The organism is Nitrincola sp. A-D6, from assembly GCF_000764495.1.
GTDB lineage: Bacteria > Pseudomonadota > Gammaproteobacteria > Pseudomonadales > Balneatricaceae > Nitrincola.
Genome location: NZ_JRLB01000074.1, coordinates 21,393 through 45,820, shown reverse-complemented (window position 1 = coordinate 45,820; position 24,428 = coordinate 21,393). Strand labels below are relative to the sequence as shown.

The window sequence follows — 24,428 nt, the reverse complement described above, 5'->3', positions numbered from 1 at the left end:
TTCTCAGCCAGCTTTGATGTAGCGCTGCTGCATCTCTTCCAGCCGATAAACCCTGCCCATGCGACTGGCCATGCCTTCACAGCCGAAAGCCTGATACCGGGCCATACAAATTTCGCTCATCGCCTGAGTCGCTTGTTTAAGAAACTTCCTTGGATCAAAGTTTTGCTTTTCCTCACTCAGGAATCGTCTGACCGCACCGGTAGATGCCATGCGCAAGTCGGTATCTATGTTCACTTTACGTACACCATGCTTAATACCCTGAACAATTTCTTCTACAGGCACACCGTAGGTTTGACCCATGTCACCGCCATACTGATTAATAATAGCTAACCACTCCTGTGGCACACTGGATGAACCGTGCATGACCAGATGCACATTGGGAATGCGCTGGTGTATCTCGGCTATACGGTCAATTCTGAGCACTTTACCAGTGGGTTGTTGGGTAAATTTATACGCGCCATGGCTGGTACCTATGGCGATAGCCAGTGCATCAACCCCTGTTTTGGCAACAAAATCTGCAGCCTCATCCGGGTCAGTCAGGAGTTGATCCTGGCTCAGCTTGCCCACGGCACCGTGACCATCTTCTTCACCGGCTTCGCCGCTTTCCAGACTGCCGAGACATCCCAGCTCACCTTCAACTGATACACCACAGGCATGCGCAAGCTCCACCACTTGTCGGGTAACCTTGACGTTGTAGTCATAGCTTGAGGGGGTTTTGCCATCTTCAAGTAGCGAGCCATCCATCATGACAGAGCTAAAACCGGACTGTATAGAACGGAAGCAAACAGCGGGTGAGGCACCGTGATCCTGGTGCATACAAACCGGCAGGTGAGGGTAGGTTTCAATAGCGGCTTCAATCAGTTTACGCAGAAAGACTTCACCAGCGTAACTTCGTGCTCCGGCTGAACCCTGCAAAATAACCGGGCTGTTAGTTGCATCGGCGGCCTGCATAATCGCATGCACCTGCTCCATATTGTTCACATTAAAGGCCGGTAAACCATAACCCTGTTCAGCGGCATGATCGAGTAGTTGTCTAAGTGAAACTAATGCCATGAGTGGCTCCTTTTTATTATCAATGTGTCAACGAAAGAAATAGTTTGGGCAGGGTCTGCGGTAGACGTTTTACGTCATCTATAACGCAGTATCTCTGGCCGAAAATAGTGGAAACATACTCATCGGCTTTGGGATCGAGGTTAATGCAGTAGCTGTGTACACCATCGGCTTGCAGCTCCTGTACAGCCTTGGCAGCATCCTGAGTCAGATAGAGGGTATCTTTGACATCAATATCAGCAGGTTTTCCATCACTCAAAATCCACAGCAGCTTTTTATCGGCTTTTTGTTTCGCCAGATACTGACCGGCATGTCGTAAGGCGGCCCCCATACGGGTAGAGTAGCGCGCATTTGTAGCCGCTAATCTGCCTTTAACTGTGTCATCCCAGGGTTCACTGAATCCTTTGATATGCTGATAATGTACCGCTTCACGGGTATTGGAATTGAACCCGGCCACGGCCATGTCATCACCCAGCGCATCAACGGCACTTGCCAGTACGGAAACCGCTTCCTGGCTCAACTCCAGCAAACTACTGCTGCCATCAATGAGTGGATCATTCAGGGAATGGGACAGATCAAGCAGTAATAGCAGGGCGATACTGCGTCCTTGGTGAAAATGCCTGAAATAAATGTTATCCGTTGGCGTATTGGCCGTTTTCAGATCCAGCCAGGCACGAATCAGTTCATCTGTATCCAGCTCATTGCCTTTTTCCTGATAGCGTAAACGCTGCGGATTTTGAGGCTTGAGGCGCTCCGCCAATTGACGAATCTGCTTGATCAGGGCCCGATTTCTGTTCAGCATCACATCTATCGTCTGGGCGGAACCTGCGGGGCTAATGCTTCATAAACCTGACACCAGTCAGGGCGATAGCCTTGCAACAGATAGTCCCACTCCGCATAGACCCGAGCAGGCAAGTGTTCCGGCTCGGTTGGCTCGTCAGCTTTGGGCAGATCAAATAACTCTTCTTCATCACCCGCTTCAATATAAGCCCACAGATGCCGGTTATCATCGCGCCAGGGCACGTGTGTCTCGGTAAAGGTAACCTTGGCAAACTGATCCTTTCCCTGACGGGTTCGCGTCACAAACTCCAGAGCCAGTTCGACAAACTGATCATCATCCAACGGCGCAGCCTGTAATTGTTGATTAAATCTGACGGCAAACTGCTGAATGATGAAGTCTTCATCTATATAGCCTGGATCTATCAGACTTCTGGAAAAACGACACAGCCTCACGATTACAGCCGACTGGTTGGGTAGCGAAGTGTGAGCATCCGGTTTAGGGTGGAGCAGCCGGAGCAGGGGGATGAGTCCCGGGAAGCGTTGCATGAACAAGCGATCCATACGGATATCTTCAAACCACTCAATCGTGAGTCGTTGTAACGGGCTGAGATTATCCGCATAGCGAGGGCGGCTATGCTGCTGATGCATAAGCAGGTGGCCAAGCATCAAGCGGTACTGATCCAGTCCACGAACACCTGACAGGGTTGGAAGGATATCTGGTAGCCTGATGCCCTCATCATCAGCGTAGGGCAACCAATCCTGCGTTTTTGTCGTTAGTGTGGAATAGGGTATGAGTAGCTGATCCGATTGCCACAGACCCGTCAGATAGGCTTGTAAACCCTTTTCATGCCGCCTGAACTGATCTCCATCACAGCTATTCAACAACACCGCCTGACTTTCTGAGCTGGCCAGTGAAAAATAGGCTTTTTCCTGCTCAGGATTACCATTACTTAACCGAATACCAAAATCCACCCAGGTATCGAGCGCCGACCTAGTGGCTAGCTGCAGCAACTCGCCACTGTGTTCCAATAGGGTTAGTAGTGCCTGGCTTGGCCCTAATGATTCTTGCCCATGGATCCTCGGGGTGGTTTGCTCTGCCAGTTTATAGCAACAGCTTAGCCAGGAATTAAACGCCTCTGCAGAACCTGTCGCTTTGGCTATCAGGCTGAGTTTCCGCAATAACAGCGTGATCGCTTTAGCATTCGCAGAACACCAGAAGTGTTGCAAAAATTCTTTAAGCCGCCTAAGACCGGTGTTGCCAAGGTAGAGCTGGGCATCGGGCCATTGTGACAAAAAGTCTGTGACAGGTTCACTGCCATAACCCATTTTGCCAATAAAGCCAGCCACTTCAAGATACGCCTCGCGCGCCTCTTGCGTTAGTTGCTTTTCAACTGAAGGCCAGCAGAACTCAAAACACTGCACTACATCTGGCAGGGCACAATCTAACTTTAGCCATGCCGCTTGCATCTGCGCGTCGGTGAACCCGGTTGGCTGAGACGGATGCTTTGCCATACTCAACTCATTGCCTGAACCGCATGGCGGAGCGTATCAGCAATTTCTGCATCATCTGTGACAGGTGAAATCAGTGCCAACTGACAGGCATCGTTAAAATCTATGCCCTGATTAATCAGATGTGCCGCATTGACCAGCAGACGGGTCGAGATGCCTTCGGTTAAACCATGACCTTTAAGACGCCGTCCGACCTGTGCTATTTCTACTAACAATCGACAGGTGTCTGCATCCAGATGGGTTTCGCGCACCAGAATGGATGCTTCGGTTTGTGCTTCAGGAAAATCAAACTCAAATGAGATAAACCGCTGACGGGTAGAAGGTTTCAGGTCTTTCACCAGACTTTGATAGCCAGGGTTGTAGGACACCACCAATTGAAAGTCAGCATGGGCTTCAACGACTTCATTGATTTTTTCCAGCAGAATGCGGCGGCGATAATCGGTCAGGGCGTGAATAACTACTGTGGTATCTTGTCGGGCTTCTACCACTTCGTCCAGGTAACAGATAGCGCCATGACGCGCGGCGAGTGTCAGCGGGCCATCAATCCATTGTGTACCTTGTTCATTGAGTAAGAAGCGGCCCATTAAATCGCTGGCCGCCATATCTTCATTACAAGCTACCGAAATCAGGGGTTTACCCAGTGTATAGGCCATGTGTTCAACGAAGCGGGTTTTGCCACACCCGGTGGGACCTTTAAGCAAAACAGGTAGTTTTTGTTGATAGGCGGCACGGTATTGAGCAACTTCATTCCCTTTGGCTTGATAGAAGGGCTCGGATGAGAGCATAAAGTCTTGCAGTGGATGACTCATAAAATAACCTCGCTGCGCCAGGCAGGTAAGCGGTTTTGCATACCTGCCTGAACGGGTTTAACGGTGAGAGGTAATCTTGTCGCGCCAGCCTGGGAAGATGCTATCGGCATCGTTCGGGAAAGACTCAAAGGCGCGGGCGAACTCTGGATGCTCTTTGGCCCACTCGATGGGATCCGCCCCTGCTTTCCAGCACTCATAGGCCTGACGTAAGGACAGCGCACCAGCCGCTGGACTGTCAATATGACCGTAAGATCCGCCACCGGCGGTATTGATGACATTACCATGGCCTAGATTTTCAAAAAATCCAGGTAGCCGCAGTGCATTCATGCCACCGGAAATAATCGGTGTGGTGGCTTTCATGCCATGCCAGTCCTGAAAGTAGACCGGGCCCTGGAAGCTGTCACGTTCGATGATATAGGCGATATCACGATCATCTTTTTCACCTTCCATCTTGCCATAGCCCATCGTGCCGACATGGATACCCGAAGCACCCTGTAAACGTGACATTTTTGCCAGCACATAGGCACTATATCCACGTTTTGCCGAAGGGGAGGTGACGGCGCCATGTCCAGCGCGGTGGTAGTGCAGAAACTGATTGGGAAAATAACGTCGGGCCGTGGTGACCATACCAGGACCACCGACATAACCATCTACCAGAAAGGCGACTTTATCGGCATCCGCACCAAAGGCATCCAGAATAAACTCACCCCGAGCGATCATTTCATCATGCCAGTCGGCGGTGATGTTGGCCGAGAAGATTTTTGCCTGTCCGGTTTCATCCATCGCACGACGCATGGCATCGACGACTAGCGGGATTACCTTCTGCATCGGTGCAAACACCTGATTGCCCTGTGGCTCATCATTCTTGATAAAGTCTCCACCCAACCAGAACTGATAGGCGGCCTTGGCAAAGGGTTCCGGGCGCAATCCCAGCTTGGGTTTAATAATGGTACCGGCAATATAGCCGCCATCTTTTTCCGGCCGCCCCAGAATGCGCCACAGGTCTTCGATATTGACCTGCGGACCATCGTACAATGACAGCATTTCTGGTGGCATATAGAAGTCGATCATTTTGGCATGTTCTATGTCGCCCATGCCCTGGTTGTTGCCGATGGCCAATGTCAGAAAGGACACCAGCATGGTTTTTCCATCCAGCATGTTGCGGTCAAACAAATCAATGGGATAGGCTATGCGCATATCTTCAGTGGCTTCATCTATGTGATAAACCAATGCATCCACGCCGCGGGTAAAATCATCGGTGGTACTGATTTCTACATTGGTACCCGTAGACGACTCAGCTGCAAAGTGTGCAGCCGCTTCCAGATAGCCATAACCGGCCTTGGGCTTCATTTTGTAGGCGGCAAGCACATGTTTACCGCCTTTAATGAGTTCTTCTTCGGTCAGGTCCAGGCGGGCATAGCGTTTTGATTGATCCATGATGCGCTCCTTTTTATTGATAGGAGCAGTGTAGTCATGCTGAATGCATAAGGTAAATTAATTTTTATTTAAAAATATATAAGAAAAAAATGATGCTATTGAGTTGATCGCGTTTCAAGATCATCACTATCCAGCAGTCGCTGCCCATGCTGACTCAGAAACTGCTTAAAGCAGGTCAAAGCTGGCGAGAGCTTCTTGGTTTTAAGGTGTGCGACTTGCCACTCACTGATATAGGGCTCACCTTCTATATCCAGCGTTTTCAGGTATCCGTGTTTTAACTCTTTAACCATCGTACGGTGTGATAAAAATGAGATCCCCATATCAGCTAATACCGCCTGCTTGATTACCTCATTACTGGGAAATTCCATGGTGACCTGCAGATCCACGCCATGTGCAGCAAAAAGCTTTTCAACCGCCGCACGTGTGCCGGAGCCTTGCTCTCGGATCACAAACGGGTAGTTGGCCAGATCCTTATAGCTGATAGCATGCTGCTGTGCTAAAGGGTGTGCAGGGTGGGCGACAAAACTTTGGGGATTATCTGCAAACACCAGAGAGGTGCAGTTTAAATGCTCTGGAACCCGACCGGATATAACCAGATCGACCGCGGAACGTTCCAATTCACGGAAAACGGTTTCTTTATTGTCGATAAACAGATTGATATGGATATCAGGGAACTCTCGATTAAAAGCCGCCAGCAACTTTGGTGTGAAGTATTTTGCTGTACTGACAATCGCCAGATTGATCCGCCCTCGTTTGGCACCGGCATGCTCCGACATTACCGACTCCAGATCTTTAAGGGTTGCCATCACTTTCAGGCAGTAGGCATAAAAATCATCACCAGCAGGCGTTAACTCAATATTTCGGCCCTGAGGCTGGAACAGGGAAACCCCGAAGCTATCTTCCAACTGTTTTAACTGCATTGAAATTGCCGGTTGAGTGACATGCAGTTGCTCAGCGGCCAGCGAAACCGAACTGTGTCGGGCAACTTCTATAAAGGTTTTCAGTTGCTTAAGAGTGTAATGTTGGCTCATGGCTTTTCATCTCTCGCGGATAGCTATTTTATTATTTTGGCCCCAATGGGCCATATTTCTGCAATAAACATAAGTAAAATCTTATGGTACTGCAAGAATAAATTAATTGTTCTTATCTATTTCTATGGCTAGGCTAGCTAAAACATCCTTAACAAACCTGGGGAGATGCAAATGCTTAAAGCGATTATCTTTGATGTGGACGGCACACTGGCCGACACAGAAAAAGCGCATCTTCAGGCGTTTAATTCGGCATTTTCAGCGTTAAACCTGCGTTGGCGCTGGAGTGAAGCCATGTATACCGAGTTGCTGGCTATTACCGGAGGCAGGGAACGTCTGCTTCACTACTGGAGACTGTATGAAACTGCTGATTTCGAGCGGCATAATCCAGAAATAATTACCACCAGATTGAATCTGATTCATGCCAAAAAAACCCAATTTTATACCCGACGGATTAAAAGTGAAGGAATCCCGCTCAGACCAGGCATTCGTGAGCTGATCGAAACCGCACATCAGCAGGGAATTAAATTAGCGATAGCAACCACCACCACGCCCCAGAATGTGCAGGCACTACTTGAAACAACCCTGGGTCCGGATTGGCAGACATTTTTCCCAATCATTGAAGATGCATCCACCGCGTCACGTAAAAAGCCCGACCCATTGGTTTACCGCCAGGCGCTTGAGCGGCTGGGTGAACAACCTGAGCAATGTATAGCGATTGAGGATTCAGAAAATGGGTTAAAAGCCGCCGTAGCTGCAGGGCTAAGGGTTGTCGTTACACCCACTGCATTTACAAGCCATCAGGTTTTTGAGGGTGCGTTTAGGTGCTATGACAGCTTGCATCCGGCCAGCGAACTTCTTAATACCTGGAAGGCAAACTGCAAGTCTATAACAAGCAATCCTATAACAAAAAGGAACACGCCATGCCCATTACAAAACGCAGTACGCTCACCCAGTATCTGATTGAAGAAAGGCGTCGCTACCCAGGCGCTGACGGTGAATTTAACTCACTGGTGCTGGATGTAGCCTTAGCCTGTAAAGCGATCTCCAACGCCGTGGCGCAGGGTGAGTTGGCGGGATTGCATGGCGATCATGTCGAAGCCGATATGCATACCACCAACATCCAGGGTGAGACGCAAAAAAAGCTCGATGTGCTATCCAATAATTACTTTATTCATACGAACGAGTGGAGCGGCACGCTTGCCGGGATGGCCAGCGAGGAGATGGAGCATCCCTATCAGATACCCAGCCAGTATCCACGCGGTAAGTATCTGCTGGTGTTTGATCCACTGGACGGCTCTTCCAATATCGATGTTAACGTCTCAGTCGGCAGTATTTTTTCAATTTTGCGCTGTGCCGGCAAGCAAAATACCGATGTTAAAGAGGCTGATTTTCTGCAGAAGGGAAGTAAACAGGTAGCCGCAGGCTATGCGCTTTATGGACCAACCACCATGTTGATCCTGACCGTTGGCAGGGGAGTCGTGGGCTTCACTCTGGATCCGGTTTTGGGAGAGTTTATGCTGACGCATGAAAATATCCAGATTCCTGCAGATACTCAGGAGTTCGCCATTAATGCCTCTAACAGTCGCTTCTGGGAAGCGCCTATCAAACGTTATATTGCCGAATGCCTTGAGGGTAAAACCGGTCCTAGAGAAAAAGAATTTAATATGCGCTGGATCGCCAGCATGGTAGCCGAAGCGCACCGTATTTTAATGCGTGGTGGGGTATTTATGTATCCACGGGATAGTAAAGATCCTTCCAAGCCTGGACGGTTGCGTTTGTTGTATGAAGCCAATCCCATAGGCTTTATTATCGAACAGGCTGGCGGCCGTGTGAGCACGGGACATGAGGCGTTGCTTGATGTCACCCCAACGTCACTACACCAGCGTATCGGAGTGGTTTTTGGCTCGGCCAATGAAGTAGAGCGGATTGAGTCCTACCATAAAATGCCCCGAACAGAAGCCTTCCATAGCCCCCTGTTTGGTGAACGTGGACTCTTCAGAGAATAATAAGTCAGGGATCATACTATGTCATCCAAACATCCTATAATCGCCATTACCGGATCATCCGGTGCAGGCACCAGCTCAATAACCAACACCTTTGAGGCTATTTTCAGACGTGAATCAGTGAATGCCGCCACCGTCGAGGGTGATAGTTTTCATCGGTATAACCGCCAGGAAATGAAAGCGATGCAGCTGGAAGCTGAGGCCCAAGGGAACAATAACTTCAGTCATTTTGGTTTGGAAACAAATTTACTTAATGACTTGGAGGGGCTGTTCAAAAGTTTTAGTGAAACGGGCCAAGGTCAACACCGTAAATACCTGCATAATGATCAGGAAGCTGAACCCTATCAACAACCACCCGGAACGTTTACTCCCTGGGAAAAACTTCCTGAAGAGACGGAATTATTGTTTTACGAAGGACTGCACGGTGCGGTTAAAACTGATGAGATCAATATTGCGCAATATCCGGATCTACTCATAGGGGTTGTTCCAGTAATCAATCTCGAATGGATCCAAAAGCTGTATCGGGATAAGAATATGCGCGGCTATTCTGCAGAAGCTGTCACCGACACAATTCTCAGACGTATGCCGGACTATGTACATTATATTTGCTCCCAGTTTTCTTACACGCATGTCAATTTTCAGCGTGTCCCCATGGTGGATACCAGTAATCCGTTTATAGCCAGAGAGATACCCACGGCTGATGAAAGCATGGTGGTGATCCGCTTTGCCAAGCCCAAGGGTATCGACTTTCCCTATTTGCTTAGCATGATCAATGATTCGTTTATGTCGCGGCCCAATACGCTGGTTATACCTGGTGGTAAACTGGATCTGGCCATGCAATTAATTTTTACTCCCTTTGTCTGGCGAATGATGGAAACCCGTAAACATAGCTTTTAACTTGTAGCCTGCTTTAAGGGAAATAAATGAAAAAATACGCTCTGATAGTATTCGATCTGGATGGCACTTTGCTTGATACAGCCGGTGAGGTTACCGATGCGATCAATGATACATTCAACGAAGTAGGCCTACCTGCCATTACCCTTGAGCAAACGCGCAACTGGGTGGGCAAGGGTGCACCTGACTTCCTTGAAAAAGCGCTGCAGTTCTGTGATGTAACATTACAGACGCAGCAGGATTTTGATCAACTTTTGGCGATTTTTTACCGTCATTATGAGAAACGCTCCGGCACCAATAGTCAGGTGTTTCCACAGGTGGCTGAAGTGCTTAATGAACTGCATCAAGGTGATTCAAAACTAGCGCTTCTGACAAACAAGTTTTTGGTAGGAACGGAGCTGGTGCTTAAAGCCCATCAGTTGCACCACCTGTTTGATGACATACTGGCCGGAGACAGTTTCCCCCAGAAAAAGCCAGACCCGGTTGGCATTCATTTTTTGATGGATAAATACAACCTCACAGCTGAACAAATACTCTACATCGGTGATTCATCCACTGATGTACAAACAGCCCGCAATGCCGGTGTCGACGTCTGGGTTGTGCCCTATGGTTACAATCATGGTGACGATATCAGAGAGGCTAAACCCGACCGGATTATTCAGAACTTATCTTACCTGAGTTAACAGTTTTCATTATAAAAAGAAATGAGGAAGGCCCCATGATTAAAGTTGGAATTAATGGATTTGGACGCATTGGGCGTATGGTTTTTCGAGCGGCTATTTCCGAGTTCAGGGATAGTATCGAAATCGTGGCGATTAATGACTTGCTGGAACCGGATTACCTGGCTTACATGCTTAAATTTGACAGTGTTCATGGTCGCTTCAAAGGTGATATTAGCATTGAAGACGGCCAGCTTATTGTTAATGGCAGTAAGATCAGGTTAACGTCAGAACGTGATCCGGCAGCACTCAACTGGGGTGCTGTGGATGTGGATGTCGTCATTGAATCTACGGCTTGTTTCTGACAGCAGAAACCGCTTCGGCTCACCTGCGTGCCGGTGCCAAAAAAGTGATCCTGTCCGCACCCAGCCAGGATGATATTCCCATGTTTGTATATGGTGTGAATCATCTGGACTATGCCGGTCAAACGATTATTTCCAACGCGTCCTGCACCACCAACTGCCTGGCACCACTGGCTAAAGTGTTACACGAAAACTACACCATCAAACGTGGTTTGATGACTACCATTCATGCGGCAACAGCCACTCAGAAAACTGTCGATGGACCATCACACAAAGACTGGCGGGGCGGGCGTGGCATATTGGAGAACATTATTCCGTCATCGACCGGCGCGGCAAAAGCCGTTGGCAAAGTTATTCCAGCGCTGAATGGCAAACTCACCGGTATGGCCATGCGAGTGCCTACTTCGAATGTATCGGTGGTTGATCTGACTGTGGAGCTGGAGCAATCGGTTAGCTACCAAACTCTGTGTAACACCATCAAACATGCCAGTGAAAACCAACTCAAGGGCGTTCTCGGTTACACCGATGAAAAAGTAGTATCGACAGACTTCCGGGGAGAAGCCTGCACCAGTGTGTTTGACGCCCAGGCCGGTATCGCGCTGGATGACAACTTCGTAAAACTGATTGCCTGGTATGACAACGAATGGGGTTACTCGAATAAGTGCCTGGAAATGGCCCGAGTGATTCAGGCCCACTAACTTTATTCAGGAGCTGTAGCATGAAAGTAGCCGCCATTAAAGAAACCTTTCCAGGTGAAGCCAGGGTTGCTATGACTCCTGAGTCTGCCGCCGCGATTCAAAAACTGGGGCATGAGTGTCTGTTGGAAACCGGCGCAGGTGATCCGGCCGGCCTTCCTGACGCCCAGTACAGGGCCGCGGGAGTTACCTTGCTTGACACGCGCCAAGCTGTTTTTGAGCAGGCCGATATCATTCTCAGTGTCAGGCCAATTGACCTTGAGGATTGCACCTACCTTCGCGAAGGGCAAACCCTGATCAGTTTTGTCTGGCCGAATGAAAATGAGGAGCTGATGAACACCATCAGGGAGCAGGGTGCGGCGCTGATTGCCATGGATATGATCCCACGCATCTCCCGCGCCCAAAAAATGGATGCACTGTCTTCTATGGCGAATATTGCAGGCTACCGGGCGGTGATTGAGGCTGGCAATAATTTTGGACGCTTTTTTACCGGTCAAATCACCGCTGCCGGAAAGATCCCCCCGGCACAAGTGCTGGTGATCGGAGCGGGTGTCGGGGGGCTGGCAGCGATTGGCGCTTCCGTGGCACTTGGCTCTGTGGTGCGTGCCTTTGATGTCCGTGCCGAAGCCGCTGAGCAGGTCGAAAGCATGGGTGCCGAGTTTTTGCGGCTGGATTTCGACGAAGCTCAGGACAGTTCCAAAACCGGCGGCTATGCTGCGCCATCCAGCCCGGAGTTTATTGAAAAACAGATGGAATGCTTCCGTAAGGTCGCCCCGGAAATCGATATAGTGATCTGTACTGCATTGATACCAGGCCACAAGGCGCCACGATTATGGCTTGATGACATGGTGCGTTCCATGCGCCCAGGCTCGGTCATCGTCGATCTGGCAGCTGAACGTGGCGGCAACTGCGATCTGACAGTAATGCATGAAAAAATTGTTACTGAAGAGGGTGTGATTGTTCTGGGATACACGGATTATCCCAGTCGTATGGCAACGCAAAGTTCGATGTTGTACAGCAATAACCTGCGTCATCTATTGACCGATCTGACACCCGCCAAGGATGGAGTGCTGGTGCATAATATGGATGATGATGTTATTCGCAGCGCCACTGTTGTGTATCAGGGTGAAATCACCTTCCCGCCACCCGCGTTAAAAATCACCGCTATCGCACCAGCGAAAAAAGCCAGTGCCAAAAAGCCGCCTGAAAATCCCGCTATGGATCTGGCATGCAAAAATCGGCTGCACCTGAAGCTGCTTGCCTTTGGTGGCGCGTTAATGCTGCTGTTGGGTCAGGTAGCGCCAGTGAGTTTTATGCAGCATTTGATTGTATTTGCGCTGGCGTGTTTTGTTGGTTTCCAGGTGATCTGGAGTGTTAATCATGCACTACACACCCCGCTAATGGCGGTTACTAATGCGATTAGCGGGATCATAGTGCTTGGCGCCATCCTGCAGATAGGGTCGGATAACTGGCTGGTCGTCAGCCTCGCTGCAATATCTGTGCTGGTTGCCACCATCAACATAGTCGGTGGCTTCATGGTAACCCGACGTATGCTCGCGATGTTCCAGAAGTCCTAAGGGGGAGAGTGCTATGTTAGGTCAGGGATTTGTTTCAGCCGCGGTGGTGGCTGCCAGTGTATTATTTGTTCTGTCACTCGGTGGTTTAAGTAACCAGGAAAAAGCCAAACGGGCTGTCTGGTACGGTATTTTCGGTATGCTGTTTGCGGTGTTTTTCACCGCCGCAGGACCGGGAATCGGTCACTACTGGATTATGCTGCCGATGGTCGCCATTGGAGCTGCAATTGGCGTCAAATTGGCTCGTAGCGTGGGTATGACTGAAATGCCACAGTTGATTGCGGCGTTACACAGCTTTGTGGGGCTTGCGGCTGTTTTTGTTGGGCTTAATGCCGAAATGGAACGGGCCAGCGTGATGGCTGCCCGGCATGCACAGGAATCCATGGCACAGTTTTCAGCCTTTGCCGCGCTGGTGGCTACCAAAGCGCCTGACGAGCTGTTATTTCTGCAGATCGAAGTGGTGCTGGGCGTCTTCATTGGTGCTGTCACCTTTACCGGATCTGTTATTGCCTATGGCAAACTTGCCGGCAAAATAGACGGAAAAGCCCGGCAACTTCCCGGTGGACACATGCTCAATGCGGCCGCATTGGTGGCGTCACTGGTGTTAGCTATCGTTTATCTTCAAGGTGCAGGAATCTGGACCTTGCTGTTGATTGCCTTACTGGCATTCTTTATTGGCTATCACCTGATCATGGGGATAGGTGGTGCTGATATGCCGGTGGTGGTGTCGATGCTAAATAGCTACTCCGGCTGGGCCGCTGCAGCAATTGGCTTCACTCTGTCCAATGACTTGCTGATAGTAACAGGGGCGCTGGTTGGCTCATCCGGTGCCATTCTGAGTTACATGATGTGTAAGGCCATGAACCGTAAGTTTATCAATGTGATACTGGGTGGTTTTGGCACAAAATCTCAATCAGTAACACACATTGAGGGCGAACAAATTGCCATAGATGCGGCAGGTGTGGCCGCGGCCTTGAATGCCGCCGACAGCGTTATTCTGGTACCTGGCTACGGTATGGCCGTGGCTCAAGCCCAGGCATCCGTGTCTGAATTAACCCGTAAACTGCGTGCCCAGGCAAGCAGGTACGCTTTGCCATCCACCCGGTTGCCGGGCGCTTGCCCGGTCATATGAATGTACTGCTGGCCGAAGCCAAGGTGCCCTATGACCTGGTACTGGAAATGGATGAGATCAATGCCGACTTTCCACACACCGATGTGGTGATCGTTATCGGTTCCAACGACATCGTCAATCCCTCCGCTGAAGATGATCCGGATAGCCCTATTGCTGGCATGCCGGTGCTGGAAGTCTGGAATGCCAAACAGGTGTTTGTGTCTAAACGAGGGCAGGGTACCGGTTATTCTGGCATCGAAAACCCACTGTTTTATAAAGAAAATACCCGCATGTTTTATGGCGATGCGAAAAGCTCAATCGACCAATTAATCCCTATGCTGAAAAGCTAAATTTTCAGCCACGCAAGGAGAATAATAATGACAACTCGAACAATTCGTGCCAATGCCCTCAGAATGTTGGCGGTTGATGCTGTTCAAAAAGCAAAATCAGGGCATCCGGGTGCGCCCATGGGGATGGCTGATATCGCCGAAGTATTATGGAATGATTACCTGCGTCATAACCCGGAAAATCCCTACTGGCCGGACCGTGACCGGTTTGTGTTGTCAAACGGCCATGGCTCCATGTTGGTCTATGCCTTGTTGCACCTGAGTGGTTATGATCTTTCGATTGATGAGTTGCAAAACTTCCGCCAATTGCACAGTAAAACACCGGGGCATCCCGAATACGGCTATACGCCTGGGGTGGAAACAACCACCGGTCCCTTGGGGCAGGGTTTAGCCAATGCAGTCGGCATGGCGCTGGCTGAAAAAACACTCGGTGCACATTTCAATCAACCGGAACATAGGATAGTCGACCATTTTACCTACACATTTTTAGGTGATGGCTGCATGATGGAAGGTATTTCTCACGAAGTTTCATCACTGGCCGGCACGCTTAAACTGGGCAAGCTAATAGCCTTTTATGATGACAATGGCATCTCTATTGATGGTGAGGTGAAAGGCTGGTTCAGGGACGATACTGCGCAGCGCTTTAAAGCTTATGGCTGGCAGGTGATAGGGCCGATTGACGGCCATGACCCGGAACAGATACGCCAGTCGATTGAAACCGCGCGTGCACAAACTGAACAACCGAGTCTGATTATCTGCAAAACAATTATCGGCTTTGGCTCGCCGAATAAGTCCGGTAAGGAAGAGTGTCACGGGGCTCCGCTAGGTGATGACGAAGTCGCCTTAACACGTGAAAGGCTAGATTGGCCTTATGTGCCTTTTGAGATACCTGACGAGATCAGCCGTGACTGGAACGCGTGCCAAAAAGGGCGTCAGGCAGAGATGGAATGGAAGCAAAAACTAACAAGATATAGCGCTAAGTATCCCGAGTTAGCTAATGAATTTAAACGAAGAAATCTAGGCGTACTGCCGGAAAACTTCAGCAAAAAAGCCGATGAATATATACGCCTGCAACAAACCAACGGTGACGCTATTGCCTCCCGAAAAGCCAGCCAGAACTTCCTCGATGCCATGGCGCCGCTGGTGCCGGAGCTTCTGGGTGGCTCGGCAGACCTCGCCCCTTCAAACCTGACCTTTTGGAAGGGAGCCAAAGCGCTGACTCCGGACGATGCGCAAGGTAACTATGTGCACTATGGTGTCAGAGAGTTTGGCATGACAGCCATCATTAATGGCATCACCTTACACGGTGGTTTAATCGCCTATGGTGCCACATTTTTGATTTTTATGGAGTATGCACGCAACGCCATGCGCATGGCCGCATTAATGAAGCTGCGCAATATTCAGGTGTATACCCATGATTCTATTGGCTTAGGTGAAGATGGGCCGACACACCAACCCATAGAGCAGCTGACCTCACTCAGAACAACACCCAATATGAGCGTCTGGCGTCCGGCTGATGCGGTTGAAACCGCGGTAGCCTGGAAAATGGCACTGGAGCGCAGCAATGGACCCACAGCACTTATTCTGTCCCGGCAAACCCTGGCGCACCAGTCACGTACCGATGAACAGCTCAGTCAGATAGCCTATGGTGGTTATGTTCTTTACGAGACTAGCGCTCCCACAGAGTTAATATTGATCGCAACAGGCTCGGAACTGGATCTGGCGATGCAGGCAGCCAGGTTACTGGAGCAGCAGGGAAGAGGTGTCAAGGTTGTGAGCCTGCCTTGTGCCGACCTGTTTGAACTGCAACCCAAACACTACCGTGACTCCGTACTGCCACCGAATATCAGCAAACGTCTGGCTATAGAAGCATCACATAAAGACTGGTGGTATAAGTATACAGGCTTGCAGGGACGGGTAATCGGAATGGATCGCTTTGGCGAATCCGCGCCAGCCGATCAACTTTTTGCTATGTTTGGTTTTACCCTTGAAAAAGTCATGGCGACAGCAGAAGATTTACTGGCCTCGTAACGGATACGACATCAACTGATGCTAGCCTTGATTCAGGTAGAAATTAATGAATATATTCAACTAACTGGATGAATAATTGAATGAAAAGACGCACTAAGATAATCGCCACCCTGGGCCCGGCAACTGACACGCCCGGTGAACTGGAACGCATGATTAACGTAGGCGTTGATGTGGTGCGCATCAATATGTCACATGGCGACCCCGAAGATCATCAGCGCCGCGCACAACAAACACGCCAGGCCGCTGAAAAAGCAGGGCGTGAAGTTGCGATACTGGTTGACCTTCAGGGCCCGAAAATTCGCATAGGCCGCTTTAAAGAAGGATCAGTCCAGCTGGCGGTTGGCGATACTTTCACGCTGGATAATCAGCTTGATATCAATGCCGGTAATGCAACGGAAGTAGGCTTAACCTACAAAACGCTGCCAAGTGAAGTCACCGCTGGCGACACATTACTACTCGATGACGGACGTATTGTTCTGGTGGTCGAGGCTGTATCTGAGAACCGCGTCATTTGCCAGGTAAGCGTCGGCGGCACTCTATCTAACAACAAAGGAATCAATCTGTTAGGGGGTGGTTTATCAGCCGATGCACTCACTGAGAAAGATAAGCAGGATATCCTCCTAGCAGCATCCATGCAGGCGGACTACCTGGCGATTTCCTTCCCACGCAGTGCTGAAGATGTCCAATTGTGTCGCCAGCTGGCTGAAGCGGCGGGTTTACATGCCGCTATCGTATCTAAAATTGAGCGCGCTGAAGCTGTAAATGACGACACAACACTGGATGCGATTATTCAGGCATCAGATGTTGTGATGATCGCACGCGGCGATCTGGGTGTAGAAGTAGGGGACGCCAGGCTTCCTGAATTGCAGAAGAAGATCATTAAACGTGCGCGTCAATTAAACCGTGTATCCATCACCGCAACACAGATGATGGAAACCATGATAGATAACCCGATTCCTACTCGTGCAGAGGTATTTGATGTTGCCAATGCCGTTATGGATGGCACGGATGCGGTGATGCTATCAGGAGAAACCGCCACCGGTCGTTTTCCGGAAAAGGTTATCGAAGCCATGGCTCGGATCTGCCTGGAAGCTGAAAAATCACGCACCACACGTGAATCCATGCACCGTATCGACGAAACTTTCGTAGCTGTTGATGAAACCATCGCCATGGCCAGCATGTACGCTGCCAATCATTTTGACATCAAAGGCATTGCCTGTCTGACAGAGTCAGGTAACACGCCACTGCTAATGTCCCGCATCAGCTCAGCTATTCCTATTTTCGCCTTAACGGCACACAAAGCTACCTGCAGAAAAGTCTGTATCTATAGAGGTGTGTATCCGTCCTACATCAGCTATACCGGTTTGACGGATGAAGATATTCGGCTAGAAATGATCGCACAATTAACTCAACAAGGACTCGCTGCATCCGGTGATAAAGTCTTACTCACACGCGGCATTAATCTGGGCAAACTAGGCGGCACCAGTCGACTGGAAATCGTAACTATCCCTTGAAATCCTGAAGGCGCATCAGCGAAGTTAGTAGGCTTTAACTTCGTTTGAGTGCCTTCTATTATGTATTATACAACTTCGTATAATGTATATTATGTTAAATAGATTATTATTCTGTTAGATGGCTCATGACCTTGTGTGTATGTAGTTTCCGGTTCATCTTTGAATTAATTCAGCCCTATCGGAAACTTTCGCTGCCCCTCAGTCACCTACATTATTTGATGGGTGCTCCGGGTTGAGAGATTGGAAATCCCGCATTCAGGGATAGTTAAAGGTCGTATCTAGATAGCATCATCTGATGAGCTACAATATGCTCTTGCATAATAGCCAGTTCCAACCTTTCCATCATTTCAACAAAAGGAAGCAATGTTTCCGGCGCCTTGGTCTTTAAGCGGCTCATCTGATGTGCCTGCGTCCAAAACTTTTCTGCCTGATTGATCTTAGTAAGCAATGATTGTTCTAGGTTTTCTTCTGATAGCTTGGGAAAAATTAGCGAATCTGACTTGCTTTCTAATCCCATTAGCATACCGGCAGGGTCAAAATCATAAAATCCGATCACACATGCAGGCGGATATGCCGCTAATGCAATTTTGAGCTCTCTTGCGTCACTCTCATGACCTCGATAGATAAATAGTGGATTAGCGAATGGTTGCTCAAATTGCAGATCGTTGATAGATCTCATAACGGCACCATTTTCAACAATAATCACTTCAGCTTCTTCGAGTATGAGATGATCACTTGGCACAAGTAGATTTGTGCCGCGTGGAGTTATGGCGGGTCCATTTATTGTTTGTACTTCATAGCCAATTGGAGCTGCTACTTTTAATTGACCTGCAAAAACATTCTTTCGCGCAAGCTTTTCATTGATTCCTACACATGCAACGCTAATTCGATCCTCGGGTATTGAGCTTTCTACAAGTGGATCGATACCTGTTCGATCTTTAAACCAGCCTCTAAGCCCTTCCCTATCCCTTGCATTGAACCAGATATAAGAGCCCATAATGTGTCCAATACCCTGTTCATCATGGATTTTCTGAAAACTTTTGTTTAGATGAGCTGCATCTTTACCACTGCGAAGAAAGCGCTGTATGATTTCAAACTCTCGATTCATTGCGGCCCACTTTCCGAAGAACGATATCAGATACCCAGAAGTTACCACTGAATGTATCATCCGGAGACTCGACAAAGTGGATATATAAACTTGCACGCTGTTTCAGCGGTAGACCGTGAATTTCATTGACGAGTGCCATGTACCAAATCTCTAAGTCACAGTGTTTGTCTAGCTTGCTAATGTGATAAACCTTTTTAGCTGATATCGGTTCATCGGTTCCAGATAAGAGTTCTAATGTTTCTTGAACGACTATAACCATAGGGTTTACAGGTATCTCGACAGCTTTTTCACTGAGCCCATCTTTTACGGGTTGTGGTACAAATTTCTCTTTTTCAGTAACCGTAAGCGTCGGTAGAGACTCAACAATCGATACTAATATATCTTCGTGCTCAGGATTTTCCAAATCAGGATAGATCGGATTACAGAGCCGAACAGCCCTATTTAGTACAGGAGGGAGTTCATTAAGGTCATCTACGCTTGGCTGATAGGACTCATCTCTATCAAACTTCTCAATAAGGCAATCAACTAGCCTAGCTTTCTCTTGCTGACGGTTGATCGTGTGAAGCAAGTTTATTAATCGCTCTATCGAATAACCAAGTTGCTTACGACAATCTTCCAACGCGCTGGGAATGAGCTTTAACAGTAGTCGTCTGAGATCCGAGTCATCACCAGCTTTGTTATGGAGGTCTTGGTAATCAAAGGTTTCTAATATCGTATTGAATTCGGATGCACGGTCTATCATTTTACGGTTTTCGATGGCTCTCAAATCGAGGTTATGTATATGGGTGAATTCGGTATTGATATGCCTAGCATAAATCGACAGGGAGTTTCTCAAGCTTTCTATTAACTGATGCCCAAAAAAGAAGGCATTTTCTAGGTAATGATTGCTATCCTCTAATGCTCCCCTGCTTTTCGCTTCACGATAACCTTCAATCGCACCTTCAATTTCCTTCCATAAATCGGCGACCGCACTGTTCGCACTGTATCTGAGTTGGCTTCGAGTGACTGCCGCCAACAGTGATGTCAGACTTTGGCTTAAACGAACAGGTTCATCCATATCCATTTGCCAAGTTAACTGATGTTTCATCAGAGACTTGATGGCCGAACGGTTTTCTTCAGTGTCATGCAATGCGCCACCTTGGTTAAGATAGGCATCAATAATGACCTCTCGGTGTTTTGCTAATGCCTGAAGCGCATCAGCAGCATCATCAATCCTTGCCATTAGACTAGAGTACCTTGGATTTGTTGGTCCCCGATCTCACCATCCAAACGTTCATGAGCTCGGATGAATGATAGGACATCGTATAAATAGCTCCAGCGTCCCGTCGCATGATAAAGCGATCCTGAGCTATCAAGCTTTATCAAATACCCTAGCTCTTCAAGCTTGTTAAGCACCTGACTAATGCGCCCTTTACCATCAGTAGCGGTAGATTTAAACAGTTTATGTCGGGTTAGATCTTCTAACGCTTGATTAAGCTCAGGTGAGCTCTCGATAAATCCGAGTAATTCACTCTCTTTGACAAGCACCCCAGCTTCAATCGGTCTTCCTGTAGGATGGCAGTCCCTCGCCAAACGCATCCAGCGTACTAGGGGTTCAATTTCACCCGCAAACAGCCTAAAAACACCTCGGATCGCTCGCTTTGCCTCTGTTTCATCTGCATCCAAATAGACACAGTAATATCCTTTACCATCTGAGGTCACTCGTACAGCGCGTTCTATTCTCAAAAGGTAATCGCCAACTTCTCGCATGTTCGGTTCGCTTTGCATGAAAGCGAACTCTCCTGGTAAGGTCTCATGACAAATGATTTTATCTGATAATAGAGCTTGAACAGTTCGGCTAAATAATTGCGAATCCATTACCCCACCTCCCCAGCAACCAGTTCAGAAAGTCGCGATGATAACTCACTGTTGACGCCTCCCCCCTTCTCTTTCAATTCCCGTACTCCTGTTCGACGGTCAATAAGCTTCCGATGTTTGAAGAACTTAAGCAAATTAGGGTCTGTACTTGGGAATGCTGAGAAGCAATAAATGCCTGCTTCATCAAACATTGCGAACACCCTCGCTATGTTTTCGGGCGAGAGGGCCGCAAGTTCATCAATTGGCCAGTGAAGTGATATAGCTAGATTTGGACACAGATAACGTGCCATCCCTTTGAAAATAACCAATATTGCAAGATATGAAATACCGTTTGAGCTCACTGCATCAAGTTCGGCTGCACTAGTGGCATGAGCCCTTCGTCCATTCTCTTCTAAGCAGATCCGCAGTCGAATAAGGGAGTTAATATCACTTTTTACTCGTGCATATTGAAGTGCATCGTTAGCCAACTGAATAGACTCCAACAGCACATCTGGCGGGAGTTTAAAGTCTCGATCCTCACACCACTCTACCCATTGCCGATTGAACTCAGACAGTTTTCTCCAATAGTCGCCTTCTTTAACAACAGATGTCACCTGTAACTCGATATTCGTCAAGTTTTCAATGCGTTGGTTGGCGTTGATATTTTTCCCCAGATGGCGCGATACTCTATCAACTTCTTTGTTCAGCGAATTGAGGTTGTCATGATATTTGGAAAGGCTATCTCCGACAGCGCGAACCTGTTCAATGAGTAGATCTCTCAAGTCCGGCACATCATTATCTAATAAGTGAGCGAGGTCATTTGGTTGGCTCAACCTAAACTCCACATCAAACTCATTAAGTCCTGAAACCATTTTGCGCTGGTCAAGTAACATCTGCCAAGCTTTGTAGATGCGTGAGTTTACATATTGTTGGAGTATTTGCTGAGCGATACCTACTCCATTTAGTACGTCTTCACGAAGTTGAGCCTCCCGAGTTAAATGGCGCTCAAGGTCTAAGATGAGTGCCCCGAACGGATGCTGTGGCTCAATGATTTCGTCGATTACAGGACACCGATTGATAAGACTGGTGCCTTGTCGAATTTTGACTTCCAGTTCTTTATATTTAGCTGTATCAATAGAAAGCTGTTGGTTAAGTGTGTTGCGTTTTAGCGAGTAATCTTTGTTGTGCCTGTTAATATTTTCCTGAGCTTCGTCACGAGCCGCCTCACAGTCTCGTAGTTGTTGTTCAATATTTTCACGTGTATCCCAACGAACGCTGGACCAATGGTCAAATTTTTCGATCTCAATCCAGTATTCTTTAATCTCTTGAACAAGCTTAGTCTGCTGATTCACTTTTCCACGCAACTCACGGACATCTTCTGGATTCACTCCACTCTCTATACAGTATTCAGAATAACGTACTTCAATGCGTTTAAGTTGATCTTTGAAATCACTCTCTGCTGTTTCTAAGGACTCTTCTAGTAGCTCTTTTTGCCGTTGAATTCTCTGACTTTCCATCTGATATTTAGCGTTGATCTCTTGGTGATGCTCACTAAAGCGATGATTAATTTGGCTACGTTTTTCATTAAACTGCTTTTCAGTCTGAGTGATTTCAGCAGCGATTCTGACCATTTCATTTTTCGCAGCGCTTTGATCTGCTATGGCATTGTGTTTAGCAGTTTCTTTAGCCTTCTGTTTCTCGGCCCACAGATTACTGAGGCGATTTGTAAGTTCATCAATATCGTGACGAAGCGGTTTGATCTTTTGATCAAGCTCTTTCAGCTGAGTATGAATAGAACGCGCTGCGGCTTCTCGTTCTACAATTGTTTTTTCTGCATTTCGAACTACCCCCTCTTGCTGATCCAACCGTTGAGCCAGTGTTTCATCATCTGCACAATGGTCGGGGATATCTATTTTTTCTAGTAACAGTGACCAGCCAAAAACCGTATCAGTCGAGCCAATATACTCCGGCTCAAGATCTGATCTTAGGAGCAGGTCTTTATCAATAATACGACCGATCGATTCTGTCCACTTTGGATTTTCTCTCCTAAACTCAGATAATAACGTTCCGTCATTTGGATAAGCTATAGCTTGAAGGGAGTTGAGCTTCCCTCGCTCCTTATCAGCATTAATTTTCGCTTGATCAAGCAAATCATGTGCACTATCACGCTGTTTTTTTACAAGATCAAATTCTGATTCAAGTGTCTTCAGAGATTCACGTTTTCCATCAATTTGTTCCAGGTAGGTCAACTCTGAGGATTCAATATCGCTTAATTCTTGAATATCTAGGGGCCGCTCTATGTAAGTGTTGGCTGTAACTTTTGCAGTCGCATGATCAGAATTAAGTTCCTTCAATCGCAGCGAGAGTTCACCGTCATTTAAAGAATCGATAGCTTTCTGCTTATCTTGTGATAGAACTTGTAAAACTTCAGATTTTTTTTGTTCGCCTGCTCTAAGTTCTTCAACTAACTGGTTGCGCTGGATATTAATTTGATTCTGAATCTGATCGCGATGTTCACGAGCTTTGTACTTCTCCGTGTCACGCTCACCCTCTAAGTTTTTAACTTGCTGGGTTAACTGATCCAGCTGTGTTTTGAGGTTATCAAGACGCTGCTGCTCTTGTTGAAGGTTTGAGTATTTGGCTTTCTTTGAGTGAATGTCTCGCTCATTAATCCAAGCATCATGGTCTTTATAGATTGTTTTGATATCTCTATCTAATTGAGATGTTTTACTTTTGAGTTCTTGATATCGAGTCCTGAGGGTTTCAGTTTCAGTTTCATATTTCTCTTTTTCTGCCACCAGCTTTGATTCAGTTACTTTCATACTAGTGGCTAGTTGAGATAGTTCGTCATTCGCCTCTACAAGTCGAGCTTTGAGTTGACTCGCAGTGTCGTCACGATCCTTAACTACAAGCAGCCGAGTGTTATGGTTTTCAATGCAATCTCTAATTCTGTCTTCGGAAGCTGTGAAGTCCCTAAGGGCTGCTATATCTTGAATCAGTGTTTTATCTTTTAGGTGCTCTGGACGAGAATTGATATGGATGTCTTTGAACTGTGTCTCTGCAATCATATTTTTTAATCGCTCAAACATATCTTTTCGACGCAATATAGAATGGCTCATGCGATCTAGGTGCTCATACGATCGTTAGCACCACCTATACAATACTCACGAGCCAATGCCACATCGCCTGCGTTACCACCCTTTCGCCGAAGAAGATTACGATCATTCTGGATAATAGATCGGTAGTCTGTGATCGTATCCAGCTGCTTGCTTATTGTTATATTTTGGACTCTTAATTCATGAAATATATCGCTAATTGAAACACCTGATTCTAATAAAGGCTTGATCTCAGAGCTGAAAAAGGTCTCTTCTAAGCACCCCCGTATAAAACGATAAATGACCTTAGAGCCAGAGGTGTGTCGATACATAACGACTAGTCGAAAACCATCATCTCGCTGATGTTCGAAAACAATAGCGCTCGACTGCTTTGGCAGGTAAAAATCTAGAAATGAGTCCTTATCTGCAATTTGGTCTACAAGTAGATTGGGCTCAGTACCGTAAAATATTGGGATTAAATTAAGTGCCGATGTTTTTCCAGCGCCGTTACCGCCACTGGCGTTTGAATGGCCATCAACATCAAACTTTACAGTCATACTTGTAAAGTATGAGTTATGAAGCA

The 24,428-nt window shown here is 47.7% G+C and carries 16 protein-coding genes and 3 pseudogenes; 9 read left to right on the top strand and 10 right to left on the bottom strand.

The genetic code is table 11. The features are described from left to right. Window positions 1–3: 3 nt before the first annotated feature. The 6 genes from fba to LH51_RS11905 form a co-directional block, all read right to left on the bottom strand. Window positions 4–1,053: a class II fructose-bisphosphate aldolase gene (fba, locus tag LH51_RS11925; protein WP_036522380.1), complete on the bottom strand. Its 1,050-nt coding sequence runs from the start codon at window positions 1,051–1,053 to the stop codon at window positions 4–6. A 19-nt stretch (window positions 1,054–1,072) separates the two neighbouring features. Continuing rightward, on the bottom strand, window positions 1,073–1,852 hold the full coding sequence (locus LH51_RS19320) for a nitric oxide reductase activation protein NorD (RefSeq protein ID WP_052063731.1): 780 nt from the start codon (window positions 1,850–1,852) through the stop codon (window positions 1,073–1,075). Between the two features lie 5 nt (window positions 1,853–1,857). Beyond that, window positions 1,858–3,342, bottom strand: a complete 1,485-nt coding sequence (locus tag LH51_RS11920) for a hypothetical protein (protein WP_052063730.1) — start codon at window positions 3,340–3,342, stop codon at window positions 1,858–1,860. 2 nt (window positions 3,343–3,344) lie between these two features. After that, the gene (locus LH51_RS11915; RefSeq protein WP_036522378.1) at window positions 3,345–4,148 is read right to left on the bottom strand and encodes a CbbQ/NirQ/NorQ/GpvN family protein; all 804 of its coding nucleotides are present in this window, start codon (window positions 4,146–4,148) and stop codon (window positions 3,345–3,347) included. Between the two features lie 57 nt (window positions 4,149–4,205). After that, the gene (locus LH51_RS11910) at window positions 4,206–5,585 is read right to left on the bottom strand and encodes a ribulose-bisphosphate carboxylase (RefSeq protein ID WP_036522376.1); all 1,380 of its coding nucleotides are present in this window, start codon (window positions 5,583–5,585) and stop codon (window positions 4,206–4,208) included. Window positions 5,586–5,680: 95 nt separating this feature from the next. Then, entirely contained in the window at window positions 5,681–6,616 is a 936-nt protein-coding gene (locus LH51_RS11905) for a LysR family transcriptional regulator (RefSeq protein WP_036522374.1), read from the bottom strand. A 171-nt stretch (window positions 6,617–6,787) separates the two neighbouring features. Between LH51_RS11905 and LH51_RS11900 the strand changes: the two genes are divergently transcribed. From LH51_RS11900 to pyk, 9 genes and pseudogenes are all read left to right on the top strand, one after another. Then, the gene (locus tag LH51_RS11900) at window positions 6,788–7,576 is read left to right on the top strand and encodes an HAD-IA family hydrolase (protein WP_052063729.1); all 789 of its coding nucleotides are present in this window, start codon (window positions 6,788–6,790) and stop codon (window positions 7,574–7,576) included. Next, window positions 7,537–8,622 (top strand): class 1 fructose-bisphosphatase, encoded by a 1,086-nt coding sequence (locus LH51_RS11895; RefSeq protein WP_036522371.1) that lies wholly within the window; start codon window positions 7,537–7,539, stop codon window positions 8,620–8,622. Before LH51_RS11900 ends, LH51_RS11895 begins: the two co-directional genes overlap by 40 nt. A gap of 18 nt (window positions 8,623–8,640) precedes the next feature. Further along, the gene (locus tag LH51_RS11890) at window positions 8,641–9,516 is read left to right on the top strand and encodes a phosphoribulokinase (RefSeq protein WP_036522369.1); all 876 of its coding nucleotides are present in this window, start codon (window positions 8,641–8,643) and stop codon (window positions 9,514–9,516) included. A 26-nt stretch (window positions 9,517–9,542) separates the two neighbouring features. Beyond that, a complete protein-coding gene (locus tag LH51_RS11885; RefSeq protein ID WP_036522367.1) occupies window positions 9,543–10,196 on the top strand; it encodes an HAD-IA family hydrolase in 654 nt (217 codons plus the stop codon). Window positions 10,197–10,231: 35 nt separating this feature from the next. Further along, window positions 10,232–11,232: pseudogene (gene gap / locus LH51_RS11880) on the top strand (type I glyceraldehyde-3-phosphate dehydrogenase). 20 nt (window positions 11,233–11,252) lie between these two features. Next, entirely contained in the window at window positions 11,253–12,806 is a 1,554-nt protein-coding gene (locus LH51_RS11875) for a Re/Si-specific NAD(P)(+) transhydrogenase subunit alpha (protein ID WP_036522365.1), read from the top strand. A gap of 13 nt (window positions 12,807–12,819) precedes the next feature. After that, a pseudogene (locus LH51_RS11870) lies at window positions 12,820–14,264 on the top strand (NAD(P)(+) transhydrogenase (Re/Si-specific) subunit beta). A 27-nt stretch (window positions 14,265–14,291) separates the two neighbouring features. Beyond that, window positions 14,292–16,292, top strand: a complete 2,001-nt coding sequence (tkt, locus tag LH51_RS11865) for a transketolase (RefSeq protein WP_036522363.1) — start codon at window positions 14,292–14,294, stop codon at window positions 16,290–16,292. An 80-nt stretch (window positions 16,293–16,372) separates the two neighbouring features. Next, a complete protein-coding gene (gene pyk / locus LH51_RS11860) occupies window positions 16,373–17,806 on the top strand; it encodes a pyruvate kinase (RefSeq protein ID WP_036522362.1) in 1,434 nt (477 codons plus the stop codon). A 265-nt stretch (window positions 17,807–18,071) separates the two neighbouring features. On the opposite strand, the gene LH51_RS11855 is transcribed toward pyk, so the two are convergent. The 4 genes and pseudogenes from LH51_RS11855 to LH51_RS11840 form a co-directional block, all read right to left on the bottom strand. Beyond that, window positions 18,072–18,914 (bottom strand): DUF7281 domain-containing protein, encoded by an 843-nt coding sequence (locus tag LH51_RS11855; RefSeq protein WP_036522361.1) that lies wholly within the window; start codon window positions 18,912–18,914, stop codon window positions 18,072–18,074. Further along, window positions 18,898–20,136: a hypothetical protein gene (locus LH51_RS11850; protein WP_036522360.1), complete on the bottom strand. Its 1,239-nt coding sequence runs from the start codon at window positions 20,134–20,136 to the stop codon at window positions 18,898–18,900. Before LH51_RS11850 ends, LH51_RS11855 begins: the two co-directional genes overlap by 17 nt. Beyond that, on the bottom strand, window positions 20,136–20,771 hold the full coding sequence (locus LH51_RS11845; protein WP_052063728.1) for a hypothetical protein: 636 nt from the start codon (window positions 20,769–20,771) through the stop codon (window positions 20,136–20,138). Before LH51_RS11845 ends, LH51_RS11850 begins: the two co-directional genes overlap by 1 nt. Beyond that, window positions 20,771–24,402, bottom strand: a pseudogene (locus LH51_RS11840) (ATP-binding protein). The gene LH51_RS11845 and the pseudogene LH51_RS11840 overlap by 1 nt, the downstream one beginning before the upstream one ends. Window positions 24,403–24,428 lie beyond the last annotated feature (26 nt).

Bases quoted from the DNA above. Each gene is read 5' to 3' on its own strand.
- fba (WP_036522380.1), bottom strand. From the start codon at position 1,053: ATGGCATTAGTTTCACTTAGACAACTACTCGATCATGCCGCTGAACAG.
- LH51_RS19320 (WP_052063731.1), bottom strand. From the start codon at position 1,852: ATGCTGAACAGAAATCGGGCCCTGATCAAGCAGATTCGTCAATTGGCG.
- LH51_RS11920 (WP_052063730.1), bottom strand. From the start codon at position 3,342: ATGGCAAAGCATCCGTCTCAGCCAACCGGGTTCACCGACGCGCAGATG.
- LH51_RS11915 (WP_036522378.1), bottom strand. From the start codon at position 4,148: ATGAGTCATCCACTGCAAGACTTTATGCTCTCATCCGAGCCCTTCTAT.
- LH51_RS11910 (WP_036522376.1), bottom strand. From the start codon at position 5,585: ATGGATCAATCAAAACGCTATGCCCGCCTGGACCTGACCGAAGAAGAA.
- LH51_RS11905 (WP_036522374.1), bottom strand. From the start codon at position 6,616: ATGAGCCAACATTACACTCTTAAGCAACTGAAAACCTTTATAGAAGTT.
- LH51_RS11900 (WP_052063729.1), top strand. From the start codon at position 6,788: ATGCTTAAAGCGATTATCTTTGATGTGGACGGCACACTGGCCGACACA.
- LH51_RS11895 (WP_036522371.1), top strand. From the start codon at position 7,537: ATGCCCATTACAAAACGCAGTACGCTCACCCAGTATCTGATTGAAGAA.
- LH51_RS11890 (WP_036522369.1), top strand. From the start codon at position 8,641: ATGTCATCCAAACATCCTATAATCGCCATTACCGGATCATCCGGTGCA.
- LH51_RS11885 (WP_036522367.1), top strand. From the start codon at position 9,543: ATGAAAAAATACGCTCTGATAGTATTCGATCTGGATGGCACTTTGCTT.
- LH51_RS11875 (WP_036522365.1), top strand. From the start codon at position 11,253: ATGAAAGTAGCCGCCATTAAAGAAACCTTTCCAGGTGAAGCCAGGGTT.
- tkt (WP_036522363.1), top strand. From the start codon at position 14,292: ATGACAACTCGAACAATTCGTGCCAATGCCCTCAGAATGTTGGCGGTT.
- pyk (WP_036522362.1), top strand. From the start codon at position 16,373: ATGAAAAGACGCACTAAGATAATCGCCACCCTGGGCCCGGCAACTGAC.
- LH51_RS11855 (WP_036522361.1), bottom strand. From the start codon at position 18,914: ATGAATCGAGAGTTTGAAATCATACAGCGCTTTCTTCGCAGTGGTAAA.
- LH51_RS11850 (WP_036522360.1), bottom strand. From the start codon at position 20,136: ATGGCAAGGATTGATGATGCTGCTGATGCGCTTCAGGCATTAGCAAAA.
- LH51_RS11845 (WP_052063728.1), bottom strand. From the start codon at position 20,771: ATGGATTCGCAATTATTTAGCCGAACTGTTCAAGCTCTATTATCAGAT.